General features: G+C 49.7%; 24 protein-coding genes. 16 read left to right on the forward strand and 8 right to left on the reverse strand.

The annotated features are described in order from the left end of the window. Positions 1 to 21: 21 nt before the first annotated feature. The 3 genes from BBI15_RS05105 to BBI15_RS05115 all read right to left on the reverse strand — a co-directional run bounded on the left by BBI15_RS05105 (position 22) and on the right by BBI15_RS05115 (position 2961). A complete protein-coding gene (locus BBI15_RS05105; protein WP_068868613.1) occupies positions 22 to 1902 on the reverse strand; it encodes a heavy metal translocating P-type ATPase in 1881 nt (626 codons plus the stop codon). A 162-nt stretch (positions 1903 to 2064) separates the two neighbouring features. Beyond that, the gene (locus BBI15_RS05110) at positions 2065 to 2262 is read right to left on the reverse strand and encodes an SE1561 family protein (RefSeq protein ID WP_058381359.1); all 198 of its coding nucleotides are present in this window, start codon (positions 2260 to 2262) and stop codon (positions 2065 to 2067) included. Positions 2263 to 2580: 318 nt separating this feature from the next. Further along, entirely contained in the window at positions 2581 to 2961 is a 381-nt protein-coding gene (locus BBI15_RS05115; RefSeq protein WP_068868614.1) for an OsmC family protein, read from the reverse strand. 79 nt (positions 2962 to 3040) lie between these two features. Between BBI15_RS05115 and BBI15_RS05120 the strand changes: the two genes are divergently transcribed. Beyond that, the gene (locus BBI15_RS05120) at positions 3041 to 4213 is read left to right on the forward strand and encodes an MFS transporter (protein WP_068868615.1); all 1173 of its coding nucleotides are present in this window, start codon (positions 3041 to 3043) and stop codon (positions 4211 to 4213) included. Positions 4214 to 4259: 46 nt separating this feature from the next. On the opposite strand, the gene rlmD is transcribed toward BBI15_RS05120, so the two are convergent. Beyond that, entirely contained in the window at positions 4260 to 5624 is a 1365-nt protein-coding gene (rlmD, locus tag BBI15_RS05125) for a 23S rRNA (uracil(1939)-C(5))-methyltransferase RlmD (RefSeq protein WP_068868616.1), read from the reverse strand. Between the two features lie 41 nt (positions 5625 to 5665). Next, positions 5666 to 6565 carry a TIGR01777 family oxidoreductase gene (locus tag BBI15_RS05130; RefSeq protein WP_068868617.1) on the reverse strand — a complete coding sequence of 300 codons (900 nt, stop codon included), beginning with the start codon at positions 6563 to 6565 and terminating at the stop codon, positions 5666 to 5668. A gap of 99 nt (positions 6566 to 6664) precedes the next feature. On the opposite strand from BBI15_RS05130, the gene recX reads away from it, so the two are divergent. Genes recX through BBI15_RS05145 form a run of 3 tightly spaced genes read left to right on the forward strand, consistent with a single transcriptional unit; the run spans position 6665 to position 8055 of the window. Beyond that, complete coding sequence (gene recX, locus BBI15_RS05135) at positions 6665 to 7471, forward strand: recombination regulator RecX (protein WP_068868618.1); 807 nt, start codon at positions 6665 to 6667, stop codon at positions 7469 to 7471. Next, positions 7464 to 7796, forward strand: coding sequence for a YfhH family protein (locus BBI15_RS05140; protein WP_068868619.1), 333 nt, complete (start codon positions 7464 to 7466; stop codon positions 7794 to 7796). The genes recX and BBI15_RS05140 overlap by 8 nt, the downstream gene beginning before the upstream one ends. 4 nt (positions 7797 to 7800) lie before the next feature. Continuing rightward, on the forward strand, positions 7801 to 8055 hold the full coding sequence (locus BBI15_RS05145; RefSeq protein WP_068868620.1) for a YfhJ family protein: 255 nt from the start codon (positions 7801 to 7803) through the stop codon (positions 8053 to 8055). A 44-nt stretch (positions 8056 to 8099) separates the two neighbouring features. Here the strand turns inward: BBI15_RS05145 and BBI15_RS05150 are convergent, their stop codons facing one another. After that, on the reverse strand, positions 8100 to 9080 hold the full coding sequence (locus BBI15_RS05150; RefSeq protein WP_068868621.1) for a metal-dependent hydrolase: 981 nt from the start codon (positions 9078 to 9080) through the stop codon (positions 8100 to 8102). 138 nt (positions 9081 to 9218) lie between these two features. On the opposite strand from BBI15_RS05150, the gene mutY reads away from it, so the two are divergent. From mutY to nikC, 9 genes are all read left to right on the forward strand, one after another. Then, complete coding sequence (mutY, locus tag BBI15_RS05155) at positions 9219 to 10283, forward strand: A/G-specific adenine glycosylase (protein WP_068868622.1); 1065 nt, start codon at positions 9219 to 9221, stop codon at positions 10281 to 10283. Further along, a complete protein-coding gene (gene fabL / locus BBI15_RS05160) occupies positions 10280 to 11026 on the forward strand; it encodes an enoyl-[acyl-carrier-protein] reductase FabL (protein ID WP_068868623.1) in 747 nt (248 codons plus the stop codon). The genes mutY and fabL overlap by 4 nt, the downstream gene beginning before the upstream one ends. Positions 11027 to 11129: 103 nt before the next feature. Next, a complete protein-coding gene (gene ntdP, locus BBI15_RS05165) occupies positions 11130 to 11675 on the forward strand; it encodes a nucleoside tri-diphosphate phosphatase (RefSeq protein WP_068489119.1) in 546 nt (181 codons plus the stop codon). 81 nt (positions 11676 to 11756) lie between these two features. Then, on the forward strand, positions 11757 to 13481 hold the full coding sequence (locus BBI15_RS05170; protein WP_208599445.1) for an ABC transporter ATP-binding protein: 1725 nt from the start codon (positions 11757 to 11759) through the stop codon (positions 13479 to 13481). Positions 13482 to 13634: 153 nt separating this feature from the next. Beyond that, positions 13635 to 14654: an ABC transporter ATP-binding protein gene (locus tag BBI15_RS05175; RefSeq protein ID WP_068868625.1), complete on the forward strand. Its 1020-nt coding sequence runs from the start codon at positions 13635 to 13637 to the stop codon at positions 14652 to 14654. Next, the gene (locus BBI15_RS05180; protein ID WP_068868626.1) at positions 14629 to 15612 is read left to right on the forward strand and encodes an ABC transporter ATP-binding protein; all 984 of its coding nucleotides are present in this window, start codon (positions 14629 to 14631) and stop codon (positions 15610 to 15612) included. The genes BBI15_RS05175 and BBI15_RS05180 overlap by 26 nt, the downstream gene beginning before the upstream one ends. A 29-nt stretch (positions 15613 to 15641) precedes the next feature. Continuing rightward, positions 15642 to 17255: an ABC transporter substrate-binding protein gene (locus tag BBI15_RS05185; RefSeq protein ID WP_068868627.1), complete on the forward strand. Its 1614-nt coding sequence runs from the start codon at positions 15642 to 15644 to the stop codon at positions 17253 to 17255. A 79-nt stretch (positions 17256 to 17334) separates the two neighbouring features. Next, complete coding sequence (locus BBI15_RS05190) at positions 17335 to 18339, forward strand: ABC transporter permease (RefSeq protein ID WP_068868628.1); 1005 nt, start codon at positions 17335 to 17337, stop codon at positions 18337 to 18339. Between the two features lie 50 nt (positions 18340 to 18389). Then, entirely contained in the window at positions 18390 to 19241 is an 852-nt protein-coding gene (gene nikC / locus BBI15_RS05195; protein WP_208599456.1) for a nickel transporter permease, read from the forward strand. 31 nt (positions 19242 to 19272) lie between these two features. Here nikC and BBI15_RS05200 read toward each other — a convergent pair whose 3' ends face one another. Next, entirely contained in the window at positions 19273 to 20358 is a 1086-nt protein-coding gene (locus tag BBI15_RS05200; protein ID WP_068868630.1) for an FUSC family protein, read from the reverse strand. A gap of 33 nt (positions 20359 to 20391) precedes the next feature. Next, a complete protein-coding gene (locus BBI15_RS05205; protein WP_068868631.1) occupies positions 20392 to 21678 on the reverse strand; it encodes a glutamate-1-semialdehyde 2,1-aminomutase in 1287 nt (428 codons plus the stop codon). A 118-nt stretch (positions 21679 to 21796) separates the two neighbouring features. Here BBI15_RS05205 and bcp point away from each other — a divergent pair, with 118 nt between their 5' ends. Genes bcp through BBI15_RS05220 form a run of 3 tightly spaced genes read left to right on the forward strand, consistent with a single transcriptional unit; the run spans position 21797 to position 23784 of the window. After that, positions 21797 to 22273, forward strand: a complete 477-nt coding sequence (gene bcp, locus BBI15_RS05210; RefSeq protein ID WP_068872517.1) for a thioredoxin-dependent thiol peroxidase — start codon at positions 21797 to 21799, stop codon at positions 22271 to 22273. Positions 22274 to 22288: 15 nt separating this feature from the next. Continuing rightward, positions 22289 to 23230: a D-2-hydroxyacid dehydrogenase gene (locus tag BBI15_RS05215; protein ID WP_068868632.1), complete on the forward strand. Its 942-nt coding sequence runs from the start codon at positions 22289 to 22291 to the stop codon at positions 23228 to 23230. Between the two features lie 2 nt (positions 23231 to 23232). Further along, positions 23233 to 23784 carry a cob(I)yrinic acid a,c-diamide adenosyltransferase gene (locus tag BBI15_RS05220; RefSeq protein WP_068868633.1) on the forward strand — a complete coding sequence of 184 codons (552 nt, stop codon included), beginning with the start codon at positions 23233 to 23235 and terminating at the stop codon, positions 23782 to 23784. Positions 23785 to 23845: the final 61 nt, after the last annotated feature.

Below are 23845 nucleotides of genomic sequence, written 5' to 3' on the forward strand. Positions count from 1 at the left end.
GAACGCCGTCTTCTTTTGATTTTAGACATGGCGGTTAAGCATGCGCAATCCGTTTAAGATAACCAGAATCGTGCTGCCTTCGTGTCCCACTACTCCAAGAGGCAGAGAAATTGCCTGGAAGAAATTCGACAAGATCAGCACCAGGATGACTGCAACAGAGAAAAAGATGTTTTGCTTGATGATGAGCTGCATTTTCTTCGCCAGCCGGATCGAGTAGGAAATGCGCGATAAATCATTTTTCATTAAAATCACATCTGCGGTTTCTAAAGCGATATCGGTTCCTTCACCCATGGCGATGCCGGTCGTCGCTGTCGCAAGAGCTGGAGCGTCGTTTATGCCATCTCCTGTCATCGCGACGTATTTATATTTAGCCAATAGTTTTTTCAAGTGCTGGACTTTATCGCCAGGCAGGCATTCGGCGATGTATTCATCGACACCCGTCTCTTCCGCAATGGCTTTTGCGGTTTTACGGTTATCCCCAGTCAGCATGATGCAGTAAATGCCGCGGTCCTGAAGCTCTGCGATGGTGGTCTTTGTGATGTTGCGGACAGTGTCTTTCAGGGCCATGGCCGCGAGTATGCCCTGCCCATCCCTTACGAAGGTAACGGTTTTCCCTTGATTTGCTAAATGTTCGAGAATCCTGCCTTCAAAAGCATAAGCTTCTTGTTCACCGACAAAGCCCGGTTTGCCGACCAGGATCTCGTCGCCATTGAAATGCGTTTTCAGCCCATTCCCTGGGACATCCACGACTTGCAGATTGCGCAGCGGATTGAAACCTTGTTGAATGGCAAAATCCGTAATCGCTTTTGCGAGCGGGTGGTTGGACTGGGATTCAATTCCAGCGACGAGCGCCATCACTTGCTCGCGGTCTGCGCCATCGCGGATGATGAAATCCGTCACTTCGGGTTTACCGCGTGTCAATGTGCCAGTCTTATCGAATGCGATGGCTTTGATGACGCTCAAATTTTCTAAATGTACGCCCCCCTTAAAGATGACTCCACTCTTGGCCCCGTTTGAAATGGCAGCAAGCGTAGCAGGCATGATGGAAGCGACCAAAGCACAAGGCGATGCCACCACAAGCAGCACCATGGCCCGGTAAAAGGTTTCATTCCAGCTCCAGCCGACCAAGAAATGCGGAAGGAACAACATGAGTCCGAAAACCACTAAAACGATTTTTACGTATCGGCCTTCAAAACGTTCGATAAACTGCTGCGACGGGGACTTTTCGCTTTCAGCGGATTGCACGAGTTCGATAATTTTCTGGAACATCGTCTCAGAACTCGGTTTGGTCATGACCATCGTGATGGAACCGGACAAATTGACCGTTCCGGCAAACAGGTTATCGTGTTGGTATTTGGAGACCGGGATTGCTTCACCGCTGATGGCGGATTCATCGACAGCGGTTTGTCCGGAATGGACTTCACCGTCGACGGGAATGCGCTCGCCGGGCCTGACGGCGACAAGGTCTCCGGTATTCAATTCACCAATTGGCACGCGCACCGTCTCACCGGAAGCCTTCAATAGCCAGGCTTCGTCCGGCTGCATTTCCATGAGGGCGGACAGTTCCTTTCGGCTTTTGTTCATCGTGTAGGTTTCGAGTGCGCCGCTCAATGCAAAGATGAAGATGAGGATGGCGCCTTCTGTCCAGTAGCCGATAATCGAGGCGCCGACCGCTGCCAGAATCATCAGGAATTCGACATTCAATTCCTTGTCTTCAATGGTTTTTTTAATGCCATATTTAGCTTTGGCATAGCCGCCGATTGCAAATGCCAGCAAATAAATGATCACAGAGGGAAGGGCGATATCCTGCAATTCCAGGATGTAGGCAATGATGATCAAGATACCTGACAACACTGCTGCGATCAATTCAATATGAGGCCGAACTTTATTCCACATAGACATTCCTCCATCAACTCATCGGGTCACGGTTACTACAGCCAGTTTACCATAGCCAGCTGAAGATGGATGGGCTGTTATTCTTATTATATGACTTTTCAAAGTATTCTTGGATGAAGAAAACAAAAAGCCCCGAAGCTTCATAAAAAAAGCTTCAGGGCTTGGGCATCATTCGTTTTCTGTAGACGGTCGGTTCTTGAATTGCTGCATTTTATTATCCAAATCGTCGACCATGGCAATCAGCCGGTCGATATCCTCAAGTTCTGTGCTTTCCGGTTCGATGGCATCTAACACATCGAGGAACATGCTGAGCCGCTGTTTCATATAAGTCACTTGTTGTTCCTTATCTGTAATGGATTTCCCCATTGATTCCACCTCATTTCCATTGTATATGGTAGCCGATAAATGCAGGAATATCAATAGAGCAGCAATAACGGGGAATAGTTATATTTTATTAATTGAATATTTACATTATTCGGTCAATGTGATATAGTAGCATCAATCCTTTACGAGGGGAGGACTAGGCGAATCACCGAACCGTAAAGAACGCGATAGAAAAGAGGAGGCGATTCGAGCATTTAGGTGGCTACACCGACAGTGCGATTATGGAAACGAACTGTAAACATAAAACATAAAGGCTCAGCCCGCAATCTGCTATGCAGAAACGGTCTGAGCCTTTGCTATTTAAATCAATTCATAGCTTTCGACCACTTCGATCGAGTTCTCCACAGAACGGACCATCGAGCAGTTTTTGCGCGTCAATTCCATCACACGGGGCATTTTCGCTTCGTTGATATCACCTTTGATGCGGAAATGCAGATGGACTTTTGAAACGCGGTCCGCTTCTTCAGCGACACGGACGATTTCCTTTACTTCCACTTCGATGTCTTCTGCAGGCATCCGTTGTTTGTCCAGTACTTTGCGGATAATGCCTGCGCTGCAGATAGCCAGTGAAGAGACCAGCAACTGATAAGGGCGGAACCCGTATTCTTCATTGGTGGATACGTGGAGCTCGCCGAAAGGCAAATGCCCGGTAAATCCGTGTTCGTTCATGGAAAATTTCATTTTGTATCTCCTCCTTATGTTAAAATTGTAGCGGAAACTTCCAAAAATAGAAAAGAACGTGCTCGTTCGGGGAGGCATTATGAAATATTTCTTATCAAGCGAACGCGCCCGCTTTTGGATTTTGGTCGCCATTGTGTCGATCTCAGGATTTTCACAAGGCATGCTCCTGCCGCTCATCGCCGTTATTTTCGAGCAGGACGGTGTATCGTCTGCACTGAACGGCCTTAGTGCGACCGGCTTATACATAGGGATCATCGCTGTCGCTCCATTCATGGAACCGCAGCTGAGAAAGTTCGGGTTTAAACCGCTTATTCTCGTCGGCGGGGCGATGGTCATCCTCGCGCTGCTTTCGTTTCCATTATGGAAAAGCGTCTTGTTTTGGTTTGTCTTGCGCATTTTGATTGGAGTGGGTGACCAGGCGCTGCATTTTTCGACGCAGACTTGGATCACCAGCACTTCGCCTCACCATAAGCTTGGCCGCAATATCGCGATCTACGGCATGTCGTTCAGTGTCGGGTTCGGTGCAGGGCCGTTATTTGTGCCGCTTGTCGAAGTCTTCGAAGCATTGCCGTTCATCATTTCCGGTGTCCTCTGTTTGATTTCCTGGTCATTGGTGTTTTTCCTGCGCAATGATTTTCCGGAGCATTCGGCGAGTTCAATGGGCGCCAAAGGAACATTGCAGCGCTTCCGGACGGCTCTCGTTATTGGCTGGGTCGCCTTTTTGCCTCCGCTCGGCTATGGCTTTTTGGAAGCCTCACTCAGCGCAATTTATCCAGTTTATGCGTTGCGACAATCATTCGATATCAGCATGGTCTCCTATATTCTCGCCGCTTTTTCAATCGGGGCGATTGCGACACAATTGCCGCTTGGTGAACTCAGCGACCGAATTGGGCGGAAAAAGGTATTGATGATTGCGTTAAGCGGAGGGGGCTTATCGTTTTTGGTGGCGACGTTCTTCGAATCGAATGCCTGGCTCACGCTCGCTTTATTCGTGGTGGCCGGCATGTTCGTCGGTTCCACTTTTTCGCTTGGCATTTCCTATATGACCGACTTGATGCCGAAAGAATTGCTGCCGACGGGGAATTTATTGTGTGGCGTGGCATTCAGTGTCGGCAGTCTGATCGGTCCCGCAGCAGGGGGCTTGTTCCTGGAAGTCACGGAACAGCTCAGTTTCCTGCTGCTGATCACAGGCATCTTGCTGAGCTTGTTCACCATCATTGCGTTCAAGGGCCCCAAAAAACAAATCGCGTAATAAAAAAGTGTCCGGAAGCATTTGCTCCGGACACTTTTTCAATTCCTTATTTCAATACCAATAAACAGACCGCTTCAACTTGGGAAGTCTGCGGGAACATATCGATCGGCTGGATATATTCGACGCGGTAGATTTTCGTCAATTGCTGCAAATCTTTCGCAAGTGTCGACGGGTTGCAGGACGTATAGACAAAACGTTTCGGTTTTACTTTCAAGATGGTTTTCAATAGCGAGTCCGCAAGCCCGGTGCGTGGGGGATCTACTGTCAATACATCCGGAACATAACCTTCCTTGCGCCAAGTCTCAAGCCATTTTTCTGCTGTGCCCGTCACGTAAGTCGCCTGATGCCCTTGTTTTTTCGCGTTGGCTTTGGCATCGGCAATGCTTTCCGCGATGGTATCCATGCCGCGGATTTCACGGGCGGAATCTGCGAGCCATAGGCCGATCGTGCCGACGCCGCAATACGCATCGACGACGGATTCCTTGCCGGTCAGTTTCGCTGCGCGCTTGATTTCATCGTAGAGTTTGACGGTCTGTTCGGGATTCAATTGGAAAAACGCACGGGCAGACAAGTCAAACGATAATTCGCCGAGCTCTTCATGGATGGTCGGTTTGCCGAACAGCGTGCGCGTCGTTTCGCCGAATACGAGTGAGGTTTTCTCCGCATTGACGTTTTGGACGATGGACACCAGGTTCGAATCGATTGCGCTCAATCGTTCGACGAGGACTTTCTGTTTCGGGATGTCTTTGCGCGTCGTGATGAGCACAAGCTGGATTTCCCCGGTCTTGACTGCCGTACGGACGACGATGGTCCGGACCAGCCCTTTCATCGATTTGCCGTCGTAGATGGATAGGTTCAAGTCCTCGATGATGCGCTTCGCGGCATTGGTGATTTTTACTGTGTCCGGATGCTGGACGAGGCATTGTTCGATATCGAGCAGCTGCTGGGAGCCTTCCGCAAACAAGCCGGCCATCACTTTGCCGTCTTTTTTGCGCGTTTGGAACTGGCTCTTATTGCGGTAATGCCAAGGGTCGTCCATGCCGATTGTCTCGCGCACTTGGATATCCGTCCCGCGCAGGTAGCGGTCGAGCGATTGCAGCACCAAGTCACGTTTTTCGACGAGTTGCTGGCTATAGGACAGATGCTGCAATTGGCAGCCGCCGCATGTGTCAAAGATCGGGCACGGCGGCGTCTGGCGGTGGGGCGAGGGTTTGCGGATTTTCAATATCCGCGCCTGTGCGAAATTGTGTTTCACGATGGTCACTTGCGCGGTCACTTCTTCTCCAGGGAGCGCACCGGGAACAAAGACGACATTGCGCTTGAAAAAGCCGACGCCTTCTCCGTTGATGCCGAGTTTTTTAATGGTTAAGGGGAATTTCTGCCCCATTTCAATGATTGGTTTTTCAGTCATGCAGGTCACGTCCTTCAATTGGTCATCCCATCATTATACGCTCATTTGTATATGTCAGCCAGTGCTTCCGGCAAATTTGGGAACTCGAACTTAAACCCATGGTCTAAAAGAACGGCCGGCAGCGCCCACTGGCCTTCCAATACAAGCCTGCTTTTATCGCCGAGCGCCGCTTTCAACGCAAACGAAGGGGCGGGTATCCAGTGCGGCCGGCCAAGCGCCCGCCCGATCTCCTTGCCGAACGCCTTCATGCGCTGCGGGTTTGGCGCCGTGACATTGAATGGTCCAGTAAGGTCTTCCTGTTCGATAGCAAACAGGATCGCGCGCGCCGCATCGCGGACATGGATCCACGACAACCACTGCCTGCCGGTGCCGACTGTGCCGCCGGCGAATAGTTTATACGGCAGTGCCATCAAAGGCAATGCGCCTTCCTCTTTTCCGAGCAGGATGCCAAGACGTGCATATGCAGTTCGGACGCCGTCGATTTGTGCTTGTTCTGCCAAGCTTTCCCATGCCAATACCGTTTCAGCAAGAAAATCATGGCCGTATTCCTGGTCGGCTTCGGTGTAAGTTTTGTGTTCAGAAGCCGGATAAATCCCGACTGCGCTGGCATTGACGAGCACACTCGGTTTTTTTTCAAGTGCCGAGATGATGCGCAGCACTTCTTTCGTCGCCGATACACGGCTGTCGTAGATTTTCTTTTTTTGCTTATCGGTCCACAGGCCGTCGTTGATCGAAGTGCCAGCCAAATTGACCAGCGCATCAATGCCTTCAAGCTGCGCTTCCGGGCGCGCTCCATTAGACAGCCAGCGGACATATGTGATGCCTTGTTCTTTCGGTTTATCTGAACGTGTTAAAATAAACACTTCGTGGCCTTTTTCGAGAAGCAGTTCCGTCAAGGCAGTACCGAGAAACCCGGTGCCGCCTGTTATCGCTATTTTCATTTCCATCGCCTCCATTTCTATCCCATACCCAATTCGAGCGAAGCATATGCCAAGAGGGGGCGCAAAGTGTATAATGGTAGGAGAAGCGAGGGGAAATTGATGCCGATCATTACAAAAATAACCCGCGGAAAAAACAATCCGGAACGCTATAATATCTACCTGGAAGAAAAGTATGCGTTCAGTGTCGATGAATCCTTGATCATCCGCTACCAATTGACCAAAGGCAAGGAACTCGACCAGTGGACGATCGAAGAAATGAACTTTGAGGATGAAGTGCGAAAAGCATTCAATAAAGCCCTGCATTACCTCGGCTTCCGCATGCGCAGTGAAGGCGAAGTCCGCAAGAAATTGAAAGAAAAGGAATTCGGTGAAGCCGTCATCGACGAAGCGATCAAGAAGCTTTACGAACTGAACTTCCTTGATGACGAGCAGTTTTCAGAAGCGTTGCTCCGGACGCAAATTAAATCCGGTAAAAAAGGGCCGCGCGCTATCCAGCAGGATTTGCAAAAGAGAGGGATTGATAAGGCCATGCAAAAAGATGTCTTGAGCAATTATACGGAAGAAGAGCAGCTTGAAGTCGCTACGGGCCTTGCAGAAAAAATCGCAGCGAAAGAACAATCGAAAACCCCGAGCCAGGTCAAACAGAAAATCAATGATTCATTGATGAGAAAAGGCTATCCTTACGCGATCATTAAGCAAGCGATCGAAGGGCTCGAACTGGAGCGGGACGATGATCAATGGCTCGACAGTGTCCGGGAGCAAGGGGATAAATTATGGCGTAAGCACGAAAGTAAATTGTCAGGGAATGACCTGAGCCGGAAAGTGAAGCAAGGGCTATACCAGAAAGGCTTCCCGGGAGATGTGATCAGCCAGTACATCGAAGAAAAGGAGCTTGAAAATGAGTGAACACAAACCATATTCGCAAATGGATGAGACGGAATTACGCAATGAAATCGCCCGCTTGAAAGAAAAAGCGCGCAAAGCGGAACAGCTCGGCATCGTCAATGAATTCGCCGTGCTCGAACGCAAAGCCATCATGGCTGCATCGTTCTTATTGGACCCTAAAGATTTCAAGCCAGGGGAAATTTACCGCGTGGAAGGCGATCCGAATGTCTATTTCCAGATAGATTATCTAAAGGGAAATTTCGCCTGGGGTTATCGCATGGGCGGCGACAGGCATACGGAAGCGCTGCCGATTTCCATGCTCCGTCCATTAAAGGAGGGGAAGTGAGTCAATGAAAGAAGTCATTGAGCAGTTAATCATCGAATTGAGGGAAAAAAACCCGGAGCTGTCGGAAGACAAAGCCCGGACGTGGATTGAACTTTTAGTCTCCGATTTTGAATCGTCCTACGCGAAAGCGGGATACGATTACCAAGGTACTGCAGTCGTTGAAAAAGTCGTACGCCAATGGATCGAGAGCTACGGTGACAAAATCCATGAATTTGCAGGGAACAATCCGAAGTATGCCCACCTTTTGCAGGATTCATAGTACGAAAAAATGGCCAGGGATGGATACCCCGGCCATTTTTCTGTTCAGTTATGGCTGAAATCAAGTTTCTTCCTTAATTTGTCTTCGCTGAAAATCCACCCTGTATAGGAGTTCAGAATATTATGGTCTTCGTCCAGATGGGCAACTGCAACAAACGGGTAATAATCGTTGCTGCGGTAGCGCAAATCGATCAAACGCACTTCGTAGATCTCCCCATATTGGTTGATTTCCCAGCGGTAGAGCGGGGAAAACGACACGAAAGCATCGAGGTTCTTGTCTTTCATCGCCGTTTGGATCAAGTCGTTTTCAGGCATCGGCTTTTTCAGGAACTTATCGTATATATTGATCGAGCGCCCGTATGCCTGGCCGACGAAGTGGTGGCGGTCGGTGTCAGCGGCGATGCGCCATTGGAAATAGCGCATCGTCGGCGCGACGAACACGTCTTTTGTGCCTGGGATCGTATTGCGTATCGCTTGCTTGATCGCCGCTTGCAGCGCAAAGCGGGAGACATAATAGAAGAATAGGATAATATACAAAATGCTCATTGTCCAAACAGGATCGGCCCCGAACGCCCAGATCATGAGCGCTACGACATGCGCACCGAAAATGATCGGGTCAAAAGTATTGATGACGCCAAGTGCCACCCAATGATTGGAAAATGGACGGAGTGCCTGTGTGCCGTATGAGTTGAATATATCCACAAATACATGCAGAAATACGGCAAGGAAAGTCCATAGCCATAAATGAAGAAGATTGGCTTCCGGGAATAGAAGGTAAATGGCACTGGAGAGCAAAATAGGCCATGACAGTACGGCCGGCACGGAATGCGTAATGCCCCGGTGATGGCGGATATAGACGGCGTTGTCGCGCAGCTTCAAAACAGTATCGATGTCGGGGATTTGTGAGCCGATAATAGTGCCGGTCAGGACGGCAGTCCAAGTGACCGGATGGGCTGCGACGACCGGGTCGGCCATGGCCAGCCCGCCGAGCGCAATGCCCATGACGATATGAGTTCCTGTATCCATCGACGCATCCCCCTTTTTTTGCGAGCATTTATAATATCTTGTGTGCCCGCTATTTGATAAAATAAGCGTATTCCTTAAGTATACATACCCGCTTCAGGGCCGGAATAATCAGCATGAACGGAGGCAGAAAACATAAATATGGACAAGCAGCAATTTCAGCAGGACCTGATCGGCTGGTTCCAGAAAGAACAGCGTGATTTGCCTTGGCGCCGCACAGCCGACCCTTACCAAATCTGGATTTCCGAGGTCATGTTGCAGCAAACGAGAGTAGATACGGTTATCCCTTATTATAAACGCTTTGTCGAGAAATTTCCCACTGTTGAATCTTTGGCGCAAGCAGAAGAAGAAAGCTTACTGAAGTTATGGGAAGGACTCGGATATTATTCACGCGCCCGCAATCTCCAAGCGGGGGTGCGTGAAGTCGCCGAACAGTACGGAGGCATCGTGCCTTCGACGCGCAAGGAGATTTCTTCTTTGAAAGGCGTTGGGCCTTATACGGCAGGCGCAGTATTGAGCATTGCCTACGGTGTGCCGGAACATGCCGTTGACGGCAATGTCATGCGGGTACTCAGCCGAATTCTATTGATCGAAGAAGATATCGCCAAACCGAAAACGCGCAAAGTGTTCGAGCAGGCGGTAACGGAATTGATCAGCCACGAAGACCCGTCTTCATTCAACCAAGGATTGATGGAACTCGGTGCGCTCATCTGCACGCCGACTTCGCCGAAATGCCTACTATGCCCGGTCCGGGACCATTGCGAAGCATTCCATGCCGGCAAGGAAACGGAACTGCCGGTTAAAACGAAAGCGAAGAAAAACCGCAACGCCGATTTCGCTATGGTGGCGATTTGGAGCGGGAATAAGCTGTTGATGGAACAGCGCCCCGGAAAAGGTCTGCTTGCAGGCATGTGGCAATACCCGATGCTTGAGCTGACCGCACCGCTCGAAGCGGATGAAATCGGGGAATTATATGCAGAGGCATTGAACGGCTCGCTTTCCGATGTGGAGAAAATTACTGCTTTCAAACATGTCTTTTCTCATTTAACATGGAATGTGGATGGCTATTTGGCCAAAGCGGAAGAATTCACGCCGCCTGAAAACATGAAATGGGTGACGCCGGAACAATTGGAAAATTTGCCGATTGCCGCCCCCGTCCAAAAAATGAAAACAGCTTTAGAGCAAAGAGGAGATGTAGCGAAATGACAGAACAAAAAGTAGCGCTAGTGACAGGCAGCAGCCGTGGACTCGGCAAAGCGATGGCGATTGCGCTGGCGGACGCCGGCTATGACATCGTCGTCAACTACGCGCGCAGCAAATCAGCCGCGCTTGATACCGTAAAAGAAGTCGAAGCGAGAGGCAGAAAAGCCTTGCTCGTGCGTGCCAATGTCGGCGACGTCGAGAAACTGCGCGCCATGTTCGAAACCATCAAGGAAGAATTCGGGCGTTTGGATGTATTCGTGTCGAACGCGGCATCAGGCGTCTTGCGCCCGGTCATGGAACTGGAAGAATCGCACTGGGACTGGACGATGAACATCAACGCCAAAGCGATGCTGTTCGGCGCACAGGAAGCGGCGAAATTGATGGATAAGGGCGGCAAGATCATCGGCATCAGCTCGCTCGGGTCGATCCGTTATCTGGAAAACTACACGACGATTGGTGTTTCCAAAGCGGCTGTCGAGTCGATCACCCGTTATTTGGCAGTGGAACTCGCGCCGAAAAATATCGCGGTCAACACGGTTTCCGGCGGCGCGCTCGATACGGAAGCATTGAAGCATTTCCCGAACCGTGAGGAACTGCTAGGTGATGCACGCGACAACACGCCAGCCGGGCGCATGGTCGAAATCGATGACATGGTGAAAACGGCGATGTTCCTCATCTCCGACCATGCCGATATGATCCGCGGGCAGACGATCATCGTCGATGGAGGTCGGTCTATCGTCATGTGATTCTCGCAACTTTCGGCTTATTGCTGTATGTTTTCAGAATTGATTGATATAATGAACGGGAGATAACATATAGTGATAGTTAGACGAAAAGGTGGGATGGTGCATGGCGGTTCCTGCGGAGGGTGAAACAATCCAGATCCACAGTTACAAGCACAACGGACGCATCCACCGTGTCTGGCAGGAAACAACTGTACTGAAAGGGACGAACAATATTGTGATCGGCGCGAACGAACGTACGCTGGTGAGGGAATCGGACGGCAGGACATGGTTGACGCGAGAACCGTCGATCTGCTATTTCCATGCTGAACATTGGTTCAATATCATCTGCATGCTGCGTGACGACGGTGTCTATTATTATTGCAATATCAGCTCTCCGTTCGTCTATAATAATGGATCGTTGAAATACATCGATTATGACTTGGATGTAAAAGTGTTTCCGGATATGTCTTACACGCTGTTGGATGAAGACGAATACGAAGACCATAAGCGGCAAATGGGCTACCCAGAAGTCATCGATCAAATACTCTACCGAAATGTGGACAAGCTGATCAGCTGGATCAAGCAAAGAAGAGGCCCTTTTGCCCAGGACTTCATCGAAGTATGGACGAGCCGGTATGAATTTCATAAGCATAACCGGATTCATGATTGACATGGAAAACCTGTTGCCTGCCAACAGGTTTTTCATTTTGAATAGAATGGAGTGAACGAATTGGGCACTATGAAGCGGTATATGAAATTTGTCAAACCGTACTATTGGCAAATTGCCTTGACGATTTTCATCGGGATTTTTAAGTTCGCGATTCCATTATTTATCCCTTTGCTGATTAAAATTGTTATCGACGACATCATTGGCGCGGAGGCTCTGTCGCAGGCGGAAAAACTGGAACAATTGTATTTGTGGCTTGGAGGGACGGCGATCGTCTTCTTCCTGCTGCGCCCGCCGATCGAATACTTCCGGCAGTATTTCGCCCAATACGTCAGCAATAAAATACTCTATGACATCCGTGGCTATCTTTACAGCCACCTGCAACGGCTGAGTTTGCGCTATTACGCGAACACGCGGGCGGGGGAAATCATTTCACGGGTCATCAACGACGTCGAGCAGACGAAGAACTTCGTCATGATCGGTTTGATGAATGTCTGGCTCGATGTCGCGACCATCCTCATCGCCATCATCATCATGTTGACAATGGATGTGTCCTTGACGATTGTTGCGCTTTTGGCGTTTCCGTTCTATGCATTCAGCGTCAAATATTTCTTCGGACGATTGCGTGACCTGACGCGCCAGCGTTCCCAGGCGCTCGCCAACGTCCAAAGCTATCTGCACGAACGCGTCCAGGGCATGAGCATCATCAAAAGCTTTGCGCTCGAAAAGCATGAAGAGAAAATTTTCAACAACACAAATGATCAATTCCTGGAAAAGGCGATCGACCATACGAAATGGAATGCCAAAGCGTTCGCAGTCGTCAATACCATTACAGACGTCGCCCCCTTACTGGTCATCGGCTATGCCGGTTACCAGGTCATCCAGGGGAATCTGACGCTTGGGACGATGGTGGCGTTTATCGCTTATATCGAACGCTTGTATAATCCGCTGCGCCGCCTCGTCAACTCTTCCACAACACTCGTCCAATCACTCGCTTCAATGGACCGAGTCTTCGAGATGGTCGATGAGGAATATGACGTCACGGATAAACAAGGCGCGCGCGAGCTTGTGCGCGTCGATGGCAAGCTTGAATTCCATAACGTCTCGTTCCACTATAACGATGGGGGAAGCGAAGTGCTGTCGAACCTCAACTTCACGGTGCGCCCAGGAGAGACAGTAGCATTTGTCGGAATGAGCGGCGGGGGGAAATCGACGATCGTCTCGCTCATCCCAAGGTTCTACGATGTCACGGAAGGAACGATCCGCATGGATGGGCACGATGTGAGGGATGTGACGACCCATTCCTTGCGCGACCAGATCGGCCTTGTCCTGCAGGATTCGATCCTGTTCAGTGAATCGGTCAAGGAAAATATCCTGATGGGCAAACCGGATGCCACCGACGAAGAAGTCATCGCAGCGGCAAAAGCGGCGAATGCCCACGATTTCATTACCAACTTGCCCGAAGGATATGATACGAAAGTCGGCGAGCGCGGCGTCAAATTATCCGGCGGCCAAAAGCAGCGCATCGCCATTTCCCGCGTTTTCCTGAAAGACCCGGCGATCCTCATCTTGGACGAAGCAACATCCGCACTCGACCTGGAAAGCGAAGCGCTCATCCAGGATTCCTTGGAGCGCTTAGCGCACGACCGCACGACATTGATGGTTGCACACCGCTTGTCGACCATTACCCATGCTGACCAGATTTTGGTCATCGACAATGGCCAACTGGCTGAACAAGGCACACATGAAGAGCTGTTGCAAAAACGCGGCGTCTATTACAAACTATTCCAAGTGCAGAACATAGGTTAACTATTTCAAGCTCCCCAATTCCTGGGGAGCTTTTTTAATAGGAAAGAAGGCTTTCTCCAATCTCCCGAAAACTATTGCATTACTACTAATATTACGTATAATGGAAACACGGAGAATGTTCTGAATAATTTAAAATGAAAAAGGAGGATCTCTATGGACGAACGTAAAACCATCTTGGATGTGAAAGGGCTGCGCACTTCCTTTTTCACTGACGATGGAGAAGTACCGGCAGTCGACAACGTGGATTTCCATATCCGCCAAGGGGAAGTACTCGGCATCGTAGGGGAATCGGGCTGCGGCAAAAGTGTTACCTCATTGTCCATAATGGGGCTAGTACCAAGTCCTCCGGGAAAAATTGTCAGCGGGGAAATTTTATTCCAAGATAAGGATTTGACGAAACTATCCGATAAAGAAATGCGCCAGATCCGTGGCGACGATATAGCGATGATTTTCCAGGAGCCGATGACTTCGTTGAACCCTTTGTTCACTATCGGCAATCAATTGCGTGAAGCGTTGAAGATCCATAAAAAGGATTGGTCGAAAAGCCAGATCCAGGAACGCGCCGTCGAAATGATGAAATTGGTTGGCCTGCCGCGTGCAGAAGCCTTGCTAAACGAGTATCCGCATCAACTATCCGGAGGCATGCGCCAGCGCGTGATGATCGCGATGGCTTTGCTATGCGACCCGAAAGTGCTGATCGCCGACGAGCCGACCACGGCACTCGATGTGACGATCCAGGCGCAAATCCTCAAATTGATCAAGAATTTAAACGAACGGCTCGATACGGCTGTCCTATTGATTACCCATGACCTTGGGGTCGTCGCTGAAACGTGCGAACGTGTCGTCGTCATGTATGCCGGCAAAGTCGTCGAGGAAGGACCAGTACATACGATATTCAACGATCCACAGCATCCTTATACCCGCGGCCTTCTCGAAAGCGTGCCGGATATGCGCTTCAAGAAAGAGCGCCTGTATTCCATCCCAGGAAACGTGCCGAAACCGGGATCCATCAAGACCGGGTGCAAATACGCAGCACGTTGCGAATTCGCTTTCGATCGTTGCCGCATAGAAGACCCGGAACTTTACCAGACGGCAGAGGACCACAAGACGCGCTGTTTCCTATTCGATCCGAAGGAGGCCAAGTCGCATGACAGAACCATTGTTGAAAGTTGAAGGCTTGAAGAAATATTTTCCGATAAAAGGCGGAGTGCTTGGCCGCACGAAAGGGGAAGTCAAGGCAGTCGATAACATTTCCTTCTATGTAAACGAAGGCGAAACGCTCGGCATCGTCGGCGAATCGGGTTGCGGCAAATCGACGACGGGGCGCATGCTTATGCGTTTGCTCGATCCGACAGAAGGCAAAGTGACGTTCGACGGCAAGGAATTGACCAGTTTGTCAGCGTCTGAAATGCGCAAGGCCAGACGCGACATCCAGATGGTATTCCAGGATCCATATGCCTCATTGAATCCTCGCCATAGCATCGAGAAGATCCTGATGGAACCGTTGAACGTTCATAATATCGGCGATCCGAAAGAACGCAAGCGGAAAGTGCATGAGTTTCTCGAAATCGTTGGGCTCAGCAGCTACCATGCCAAACGTTACCCGCACCAATTCAGCGGCGGCCAGCGACAGCGCATCGGCATCGCCCGTGCGCTCATGACCAATCCGAAACTGATCATCGCCGATGAGCCGGTTTCGGCACTGGACGTGTCGATTCAAGCGCAGGTGCTTAACTTAATGCAAGACCTGCAACGGGATTTGAAATTGACCTACATATTCATTGCCCACGACCTCGGCGTCGTCCGCCATATCAGTGACCGTGTGGGCGTCATGTACTTGGGCAATATGGCGGAACTGGCGGATACGGAAAGCTTGTATGAAAAGCCGCTTCATCCATATACACAAGCACTGCTATCGGCAGTGCCTGTGCCGGATCCTGATTTTGTCCGCGAAGAAGTAGTGATCAAAGGAGATGTGCCGAGTCCGGCCAATCCGCCCTCAGGGTGCCGTTTCCATACACGCTGCCCATTCAAGATGGACATCTGTTCGCAGGAAGTTCCGCGTTTTGCGGAAGTTGAACCAGGTCATTCTGTGGCTTGCCACCTTTACGAGGAATGCAGGCCGCAATGATAATAAAAAAACAAAACGGAGGGGTTATTTTGGGGAAAAAGAAAATTGTATCACTCGCTTTCCTGGTGCTGCTTTTGCTGTCGACAGCGCTTTACGGCTGTTCAGGCGGTGATTCGGAGACAGGCGGAGAAAGCGGAGATTCAGAATCAGGCGGCGAAAAAGTCTTGATCTTCGGCCGTGGCGGCGACTCGGTTTCACTGGATCCGATCACGGTAACAGATGGAGAATCTTTCAAAGTAACGAAAAACATCTTTGATACATTGATCAATTTCGGCGAGCAAGACACAGAGATTGAAGCGGGACTTGCAAGCGACTGGGAAGCAGCAGAAGATGGCTTGACTTACACGTTCCAGTTGCAAGAAGGCGTCACGTTCCATGACGGGACGGACTTCAATGCAGAAGCAGTGGTCGCGAACTTTGAGCGCTGGGCTGCTGGGGATGCAGACCAATTCCCATACTATAAATCAATGTTTGGCGGATTCGGCGATGAAGAAGAACACGTCATCGAGTCTGTTGAAGCGACTGGCGATTACGAAGTCGTGATCAAATTGAAGCGCCCACAAGCACCATTCCTTAAAAACTTGGCGATGAGCCCGTTCGGCATCGCATCACCGACAGCATTTGAAGAAGCCGGCGAATCATTCGGCGACAACCCTGTCGGAACCGGCCCATTCAAATTCGTTGAATGGCAGCGCAACGACACGGTAACAATCGAGAAATTCGACGACTACTGGGTGGATGGAGAGCCGAAACTCGATCAAGTCGTGTTCCGTGCAATTCCGGATAACTCAGCTCGTTTGAATGCACTATTGTCAGGCGAGATTGATTTGGCTGATGGCATTACACCATCTGACGCTGGAACGATTGAAAATGATGAAAACCTTCAATTGTTCGAACGCCCATCGATGAACGTCGGCTACCTTGGCTTGACGACGACTCGTGAGCCATTCGACGATCCGAAAGTCCGCCAGGCGATGAACCATGCGATCGACCGCCAGGCAATTGTTGATTCATTCTTCGAAGGCCGTGCAGAAGTCGCGAAAAACCCGATGCCTCCGGTAATCAGCGGTTATAACGACAGCATCGAAGGCTACGAGTATGATCCGGAAAAAGCGAAAGAACTATTGGCTGAAGCAGGACTTGAAGATGGATTCGAAATGGAACTATGGGCAATGCCGGTTCCACGCCCTTATATGCCGGATGGCCAAAAAGTAGCGGAAGCAATCCAAAGTGATTTGGCAGAAGTCGGCATCACAGCTGAAATCGTTTCTTACGAGTGGGCAACCTACCTCGAAAAAGCTGCAGCGGGAGAAGCGGATGCATTCCTTCTTGGCTGGACAGGCGATAACGGCGATGCCGATAACTTCCTGTATGTATTGCTTGACCAAGACAACATCGGCTCAAACAACTATACGTACTACGAAAACCAGGAACTTCACGATATTTTGATCGAAGCTCAAACAGAAGTTGATGAAGATGCCCGTAATGAGCTCTATATGCAGGCTCAGGAAATCATCCACGAAGATGCTCCATGGGTACCGCTTGCGCACTCTACACCGCTTCTTGCCGGTGGGACGAACGTAATCGATTTCAAAGCGCATCCAACTGGCTCTGATAAACTTTCATCAGTGGATATGGAGTAGGCGTTTCTTTGGGGAGAGGTCATAGTGATTTCTCCCCCTTTTCAATACATAATGCAATTGAGATGGAGAGGTGAAGAAGATGCTTCACTATATCGGGCAGCGGCTTTTGCAATTGATCCCAGTCTTACTCGGAATGACGTTCATCGTTTTTATGATCATCCGGGCGATTCCAGGCGATCCTGCACAAGTCATCCTTGGGCAACAAGCATCCGAAGAAGCAATTAAAGCATTACGGACCAGTCTGGGGCTTGATAACCCCTGGTATATCCAATACTTCGATTACTTAAAAGGCCTGGTGACGGGAGACATGGGGGATTCACTGCGTACCCGTTCACCTGTATCGGAAGAAATCTGGCCATATCTAGCTGCAACATTTGAATTATCCCTATTCGCGATCATCATTGCCGTCGTTATCGGCATCAACGCCGGCATCATTTCGGCTTGGTTCCAGAATTCATGGTTCGACTATTTGGCGATGGTGCTAGCTTTGATCGGTGTTTCCATGCCGATTTTCTGGCTCGGGCTCATGAACCAGTGGATTTTCTCGATCGAGCTCGGCATCTTGCCGACCACTGGCCGTGAAAATGTCCGGGATCCGATCGATAACATCACGAATTTCTATGTGTTGGACACGCTCATTCAAGGTGATTTCAACCAATTGGCGACCGTCTTGAAGCATTTGGTCCTGCCAGGGACGGCGCTAGCCACCATCCCGATGGCGATCATCGCGCGTATGACACGTTCTTCCATGCTTGAAGTCATGCGTTCGGACTATGTGCGGACAGCCCGCGCGAAAGGCGTCAAAATGTTCTGGGTTGTCTACAAGCATGCATTGAAGAATGCCATCATCCCGGTCCTCACGATCATCGGTTTGCAGATGGGCTTGTTGCTTGGCGGTGCGATTCTGACAGAGACCATTTTCGGATGGCCAGGCATCGGGCGTTATATTTATGAAGCGATCGGATTCCGCGATTACCCGGTTATCCAATCCGGTATTCTAGTCGTTGCGTTTATTTTTGTCATGATCAATCTATTAGTCGACTTGCTTTACGGTCTGGTCGACCCAAGGATCAAATATGATTAGGAAGGGGGAGGAGCACATTGGCTGAAACAGCAGCAGCAGACAAGCAGGAAATGCAGAAAGTCGCCGGCCCGTGGAAAGAGGCATGGCGCGGATTCCGTAAAAGTAAAGTCGCGGTCGTCGGCATGGGCATCGTCATTTTCTTCATTCTTTTGGCGATCTTCGGGCCGTTGTTTACACCGCAGGGCATCAATGAACAAAATCTGTCCCAGCGGCTTCTGCCTCCTTCCAGCGATCATTGGATGGGCACAGACGACTTCGGCCGCGATATCTTGTCGCGTGTTGTATATGGGGCTCGCATCTCGCTATGGGTTGGATTCCTGGCGGTTGTTGGTTCGGTAATCGTCGGAAGCGTTCTCGGTATTTTAGCGGGGTATTACGGCCGGTGGGTCGACACCATCATTTCCCGGCTATTCGATATCATGCTGGCCTTCCCGAGCATACTTCTTGCGATCGCGGTTGTATCGGTTCTTGGACCGTCCCTGCGTAACGCATTGATTGCGATTGCCATCATCAACGTACCGAACTTCGGGCGCTTGATCCGGTCGAAAGTATTGAGCATCAAGGAAGACGAATACATCATGTCGGCAAAAGCGATCGGCATGAAAGATAACCGCATCTTGGTCTCGCATATTTTGCCGAATTCCATGGCACCGGTTATTGTCCAAGGCACGCTCGCGATTGCGACAGCGATCATTGAAGCAGCGGCACTTGGTTTCCTTGGTCTTGGTGCACAGGCACCTTCTCCGGAATGGGGCAAGATGCTGGCGGATTCCCGCTCGTACTTGACCAATGCACCTTGGACGATGATTTTCCCGGGTGTGGCGATCATGTTGACCGTACTTGGCTTTAACTTGATGGGAGACGGGCTGCGCGACGCACTCGACCCACGAATGAAATCATAAGAAAAACGCCCGGAAATTCTCCGGGCGTTTTTTATATGGCGTTTTCTATATCGCTGTCGACTTCTTCGCTATGATAATTGTGGTAGGCGATGATCAGTAAATCCAAGTGCTCCAACTGCTCTTCGTAGTCGAGCAAGGCAGATAGGACATGCATCAGATGATAGACCGAAAATTCATCTTCTTCGACTTCGGTCGATAAATTGATTTCCTTGACGAAAATCGACATGACTTCATTGCGCTTTAATACCGCATCCGGTCCTGAACTTTCACTATGTTCCGGACGGAGCTTCCCGATGTATTTCATATAAAGCTGCTCGTGATAGCTCGCCAAGCTCTCAAGGCGTTCCTGAACCATCATATGGAATTGTTCAGGAAGGTCCTTCAACTCATTTTCATAGCGGTTCAGGCGCCTGAGAACTTCCAGACTCTTTTTAGACGTAGTAATCATTTGCCTGTAGAGGACCAGCTTGCGGGCTTTCGTGTATTGCTGCTTTTTTGTGTAACTGCGTTCTTCTTTATAAAACGAATACCATTGATCCACTTTCGTCAATTTCTCGGTCAATTTGTCGATATCTTCTTTCACAGAGGAGTGATCGGAAGCGTGGCGGATCGAAATCCGGATCCACCGTATGACGTCTTCGCTGACCGAGTGGATCGATTGGAACAAACGCGTTTCGTATTTTGGGGGCAAGAAAATCATGTTGACGATGAAAGCCGACAAGATTCCCAATAACACCGTCAGGAAGCGCAAAGAAGCAAAAACCAGAAAGTCATCCGATTGTGAATCCATGATAATGATCAAAGTGACCAAAGTTAGGGGAACTGTATTTTCCAACTTTAATTTCAGCATGATGATGATGGCCAAAATGGCAGCAACACCGATCGTCAAATAATTGGGCCCGAGCGTCAACACAAAGATTACCGCAATCGAAGCCCCGATCAAGTTCCCATATACTTGGTCGAGCAATGTCAGGTATGACCGGTAAATCGAAGGCTGGATGGCGAAAATTGCCGCCACTCCAGCAAATACCGGCGTCGGAAGTTCCAGAAGCGTCGCCAGAAACAAGGCAAGGGATATAGCGATACCGGTTTTGAATATGCGCGCACCGAGTTTCATCGGCAAACACCTCCTTCAGGAAGGAATCTGTTTTTATAATTGGGCAAATGCATGCTCGACTGCCCGGATCGACGTATCGATATCTTCTTCTGTATGTTCAGTGGTCAAAAACCAGGCTTCGTATTTGGAAGGTGCCAGGTTGATGCCTTGTTCTAGCATCAATTTGAAGAAACGCCCGAAAGTTTCGCCATCCGTTGCTTCAGCTTGTTCGTAGTTTTTCACTTTTTGATCGGTGAAATAAATCGTCAAAGCACCTTTTAAACGATTGATGGTGATCGTGACGCCATGTTTTTCTGCAGCAGCCAAAATCCCTGCTTCCAGGCGTTCGCCCAGTTGCTCCATGCGTTCGTAAACGCCTTCTTCCTGCAGTACTTCCAGGCAAGCGATGCCAGCTTGGATTGAAGCAGGGTTGCCGGCCATCGTCCCTGCTTGATATGCGGGTCCGAGCGGGGCGACCGTTTCCATGATTTCGCGCTTGCCGCCGTATGCGCCGATCGGCAGGCCGCCGCCGATGATTTTTCCGAGCGCCGTCAAATCCGGTTCAAGGCCGAGCAAATTCTGCGCCCCGCCGTAATGGAAACGGAAAGCGGTGATGACTTCATCATAGACAATCAAAGCACCTTTCTCTTTCGCTAGCGCATGGATGTCTTCTAGAAACCCTTCTTCCGGTTCAACAATGCCGAAGTTTCCGACAATCGGCTCGACGAGGATGCAGGCAATTTCGTCTCCCCAGCGCTCTATCGCTTCTTTGAATGCTGCTGGATCGTTAAACGGAATCGTGATCACTTCTTCAGCGATCGATTTTGGGACGCCTGCAGAATCAGGAGTGCCGAGTGTAGCAGGGCCGGAGCCGGCAGCAACGAGCACCAGATCGGAATGGCCGTGGTAGCATCCGGCGAATTTCATGATTTTCGTCCGTCCTGTATAGGCGCGTGCCACGCGGATGGTTGTCATGACAGCTTCCGTGCCGCTATTGACGAAACGCACTTTATCCATCGCAGGCATTGCTTGTTTCAGCATTTTGGCGAATGTCACTTCATGCTTCGTCGGGGTGCCGAATAACACGCCGGTTTCCGCAGCATGCGCAATGGCTTTAGCGATATGCGGGTGGCCGTGTCCTGTGATGATCGGGCCGTAAGCCGCCAAATAATCGATGTATTTATTGCCGTCCACATCGTAAAAATAGGCACCTTTCCCATAATCCATTGCGATAGGCGAGCCGCCCCCTACCGCTTTATAAGAGCGGGAAGGGCTGTTGACCCCACCGACAATATGTTCTAACGCTTCTTGATGCAATTGTTCGGAAATCGAGTGATCCATAAAATGCCTCCTAAAATAATCTATTCCCTATTGTAGACAAAATCAGCCCCAAACGCCAAAGAAATTGAAAGTACTGAAACCGTCCGGTACGATAGAAGAAAGAAAAGGAGTGATGGATTTGTCTACACTAGAAGGATTGGCAGCACCTGGCTTCACATTGCAAAATGAACAGGGCAAAACAATTTCCCTTTCGGATTTTGCAGGGGAAAAATACGTCGTGCTTTATTTCTATCCGAAAGACATGACACCGGGCTGTACGACTCAAGCATGCGATTTCCGCGATGCCGAAAAAGATTTCTCAGAGCTTAATGCAGAGATTTTGGGTGTCAGTGCAGATTCCAAGGAACGCCATGAAAAATTCATCGAAAAGCACGGCTTGCCGTTTTCCTTGCTCGTGGACGAAGATCACCAAGTGTCCGAGGCCTACGGGGTTTGGAAACTGAAGAAAATGTACGGCAAAGAATTCTGGGGCATTGAACGCTCGACGTTCTTGATAGACCCGACAGGTACCGTCATCAAGGAATGGCGCAAAGTGAAAGTGAAAGAACATATCGAAGAAGTGCTGGAAACGTTAAAAGCAATCAGTGGTGACTGAGAGAGGGAGAGTCTGATGGAAGTCCTATTCACATTTGTGCCAAGAGAGAACCAGCAGGAACGGCTTCTAGCCGAATTTCCTGAAGTGAATTTTCGCTTTTTATACAAGAACAAATCATTTCTACCGACGGCTGATATTGTAGTCACTTATGGAGAAGATTTAACAGCAGAGGACATTGAAAGTGCGGAAAACCTGAAATGGATCATGGTGGCAAGTGCAGGCATCGAAAAAATGCCGCATGATGCCATTGAGGATAAAGGCATCATTGTCTCGAACGTTAAAGGAATCCATAAGACCCCGATGGCAGAATCCGTTCTGGCACATTTATTGGCGCTTAAACGTGCATTGCCGTTTATTTACAGGAACCAGCGCAACGGGGAATGGAACCGCAAAACTAAATCGTCCGAATTGGCTGGTTCAACAGCTGTCCTCCTCGGGCCGGGGGCGATCGGTTCAGAAATCGGGCGTCTACTACAAGCATTTGGCGTCCGTACAATTGGCTGTAATCGTTCAGGAAAGAAAGCCCCGCATATGGACGACATGGTTTCTTTCGAAAAGGTATTGGACGTTCTTCCAGAAGCGGATATTGTTATCTCCGTATTGCCAAGCACAGCGGAAACCTATCACTTATTAAAGAAAGAGCATTTCCGGGCAATGAAAGAGGATACGATTTTCATGAATTTCGGCCGTGGAGACTTGGTAGAAGATCAAGTGATGCTCGAAGCGCTGAAAACAGGAGAGATTGGCCATGCAGTATTGGACGTTTTCGAAGAAGAGCCGCTGCCGGCAGACCATCCATATTGGAAGATGGACAACGTCATCATCTCACCGCATGTTTCTAGCCATTCCGGAAAATACGTCGAACGCGCATTGGATGTTTTCATCCCGAATTTACATGCTTGGATTAAAGGCGATACATCACCATCAAATCCAGTAGATATGAAAAGGGGGTACTAAAGGTGAAAATCTATACGAAAACAGGAGATAAAGGCACAACTTCACTCGTATACGGAAGCCGAGTCAAAAAAAATGACCCGCGCGTCGAAGCCTACGGAACTTGCGACGAAGCAAATACGATGATCGGTCTCGGCGTAGGGCACTTGAACGGAGAATTTTTCGAACAAAAAGAAGCGCTTTGTGAAGTTTTCCACCAAATCCAGACAGTGCTTTTCCATGTCGGTGCAGAATTGGCGACTCCATCAGGAAAAGAAGTGAAATGGAAACTCAAGACTGAACACATCACTCAACTGGAAGCATGGATCGATGAATATGACGCAGAACTGCAACCGCTCAGCAATTTCATCTTGCCCGGCGGCCATCCCGCAGGAGCGGCATTCCATGTAGCCCGGACGATCGTACGCCGCGCCGAGCGTAATGTCATCGCCATAGGGGAAGACATCTCGCCTAACGCCCTGGCGTATTTGAACCGGCTTTCCGATTTTCTCTTTGTTGCTGCGCGGTTCGTCAATCAGCAACTAGGTTCTACAGAAAAAGGGCTTCACGCAGAATAACGGGAAATTGCAAGCAGCAGGGAATGAAGCCCTGCTGCTTTTGGTTAACTCAATTAATAAA

Origin of the sequence: Planococcus plakortidis, from assembly GCF_001687605.2 — a bacterium.
Taxonomy (GTDB): domain Bacteria; phylum Bacillota; class Bacilli; order Bacillales_A; family Planococcaceae; genus Planococcus; species Planococcus plakortidis.